At 53.8% G+C, this 2,170-nt stretch carries 3 protein-coding genes; all 3 read right to left on the bottom strand.

Translation table 11 applies throughout. The features are described 5' to 3' along the window. Positions 1 to 224, bottom strand: a 224-nt coding sequence (locus F2P45_RS34015; RefSeq protein ID WP_166882625.1) for a transposase, incomplete at its 3' end; no start/stop codon positions are given. A 904-nt stretch (positions 225 to 1,128) separates the two neighbouring features. Continuing rightward, entirely contained in the window at positions 1,129 to 1,386 is a 258-nt protein-coding gene (locus tag F2P45_RS34010; protein WP_166882624.1) for an immunity protein Tsi6 family protein, read from the bottom strand. Next, positions 1,383 to 2,170 (bottom strand): RHS repeat-associated core domain-containing protein (locus F2P45_RS35815; protein WP_229505436.1); only part of this gene is annotated, 788 nt, incomplete at its 5' end. The genes F2P45_RS34010 and F2P45_RS35815, both read right to left, overlap by 4 nt.

The following is a 2,170-nucleotide window of genomic DNA, read 5'->3' as shown; positions in this document are numbered from 1 at the left end:
TCGCTCAGGTTGAACAACTGCTGGATCAGCAGGACCCGAACCATCAGTTCGGTCGGGAACGGAGGACGCCCGCCGCGTTCGCGGCCGGGACGTGGAGCCGCTTCGTCAACCGCATCGGCAAGCGCGATGAAGTCGACATGCTGCTCCATCACCTTGAGCGCATCACCAAGCTTATTCAGCTTGGCTTCGCGCTCTTGGTCGGCAAACAGACTCGTCTTGATCATGAAATTGGGGCAGCAACGTGGAGCCGCTATGATGCCACGGCTGGGTCGGTTTTTCGAGGTCCCCCATAGTGACCGGGGCGAATTCAACATTCAAGGAGTAATGCCCGGGCTGACCTGAAATGTATACTGATATTGCATATGAATCAATATCCGCCAACCTCTCCCTAAACACACAAATTGTCCGGCGCGAGCCTAAACCCACATAGCTTTCAATTTCTTTAGCATCCATAGTTTAGAATTCAATTAGATTGCCATCAGGGAATGCTTTGCGCATCAGTTCGCTCTTTATGTCTGGGCAGTCTTTGTACCACCAATAAGGTACATCCTCGGATGGCTGAACGTGTTCATACATGCCAATAAATCCGAGCAATTCTATCGGATTATCTGCCTTGAAGATAAAACCATCTCTTTCGGCGAGCCACAAGGCATCGTGTGGCCAACATCCGTCGTCATCCAGTTCTCCTTCAATGGAGAGCGCATAATTTCAGTCGCGAATAATCTTAAGGCAGGTATTCCAGAGATTGAAATTGCTTGCCAATATATCGTATTCTACATTCACATTCGGTTTTTCGAGTCCGCGCTTGGCAGCGCTTACCTGGTTCGCCAGAGTCCCTTTCGGCACGGTGATTCGTTTCGTGGCTTCTTACAGCGTTAGACTCTGGGCAAGCGCCAGCTTGACCGCCTCGGCCCGAAACTCCGGCGTTGTGGGATTGATTTCATGTTTTCACTCCCGTTGACAAGTTATCAAACGGAAGTGTCCGAGAAAGTCAGCTTACCTCCGGGCTGCCTAATGTTCAGCCCGTGGTAGTTTGTCGGCACTGACCCCGAGCCCGTGGTACTTTGTCGGCACTGACCCCGAGCCCCCGAGCCCCTTGACCCGAGCCCCTTAGCTCGGGGCCCCTGGTTACATCTGCTTTGCCTCACTCGCAATTTGGTAGAACGTTTCGGCTGCGTCATCGTCCAAAGGTTCAATTTCGCGTGCGGTAAGGACGCCGATGATGATCTCTTTTAGCCTGGACCTGTCTGTGATCGTCCCATTGTCTAATCCGATCAAATACTCGATTTGGCGTAACACCGACAACAGTGCGGTGCTACTCGGGTATTTGTCGAGCAAGGCGCTGCATTTCTGCCTGCCAAGCTCTAAAAGTTGCTGTCTGCTCATGGTGTTGGAACCTCTACAAAAATGTCTCTGTCTTTTACGAAGTACTGTATCCCGCCACCCTGCGTCATATACGGCTGCGTTGGAACTGTCCACGTATCAAGTATATCCGCAGCAGTGCTCTGTAACGCAGGGGTGTTCTTTGTTGGCGTGTAGAGCGTCGGCACACGTCCGGCAGGATTGATACCGATGGTCTCCGCAGGTGTGCCAATTGTCGTGAAATAGTTACCCATTTTTCCATCCATCGGGTACTGCAGATAGTTTTTACCCGCCGTCAGTTCTGTCACTGAGACCGGCAGTGAAAAGTCAATTCCCGCCAAGTGACCAGCAGCGCGTTCCGGCTTATAGCCGGCGTCTGCATAGAACTTGTATGCCGTTTCGTAGCGGCTTAGCTGTTGAAATTGCGACGACGCTCGCGCAGCCTGGCTATCTGCGATATTGCCCATGACCCGCGCGCGGATCGCTGCCGGATCTGCAGCGGATGCCTTGTTTGCCCCTTCACACGCGCAAGTTTTCGCCAGGCCAAACGGATCGACCCAGGCGCTCGGATTCGGCGCATATTGGTACGAGTTGCTTCCTCCCGCAAGTCCGATCGGATCGAGCGAAACATATCGCCCGCAATCCGCGTCATAGTAGCGGAAGCGGTTGTAGTTCAAGCCCGTTTCGCTGTCGTGATACTGCCCCAGAAAACGGATCGGCTGGAACTGTGCAGCATCATTCGCCGCCTCAGCCTCGGTAGCGGCCACACTGTGGCGCTGCGGCGCGGGCTGGACGACCCGCAGCACGT

Source organism: Massilia mucilaginosa, assembly GCF_011682145.1.
GTDB lineage: Bacteria > Pseudomonadota > Gammaproteobacteria > Burkholderiales > Burkholderiaceae_D > Telluria_A > Telluria_A mucilaginosa.
This window is presented reverse-complemented; position numbering and strand designations above follow the sequence as displayed.

Excerpts from the sequence above, each read along its gene's own strand:
- F2P45_RS34010 (WP_166882624.1), bottom strand. The coding sequence starts at position 1,386 with ATGAGCAGACAGCAACTTTTAGAGCTTGGCAGGCAGAAATGCAGCGCC.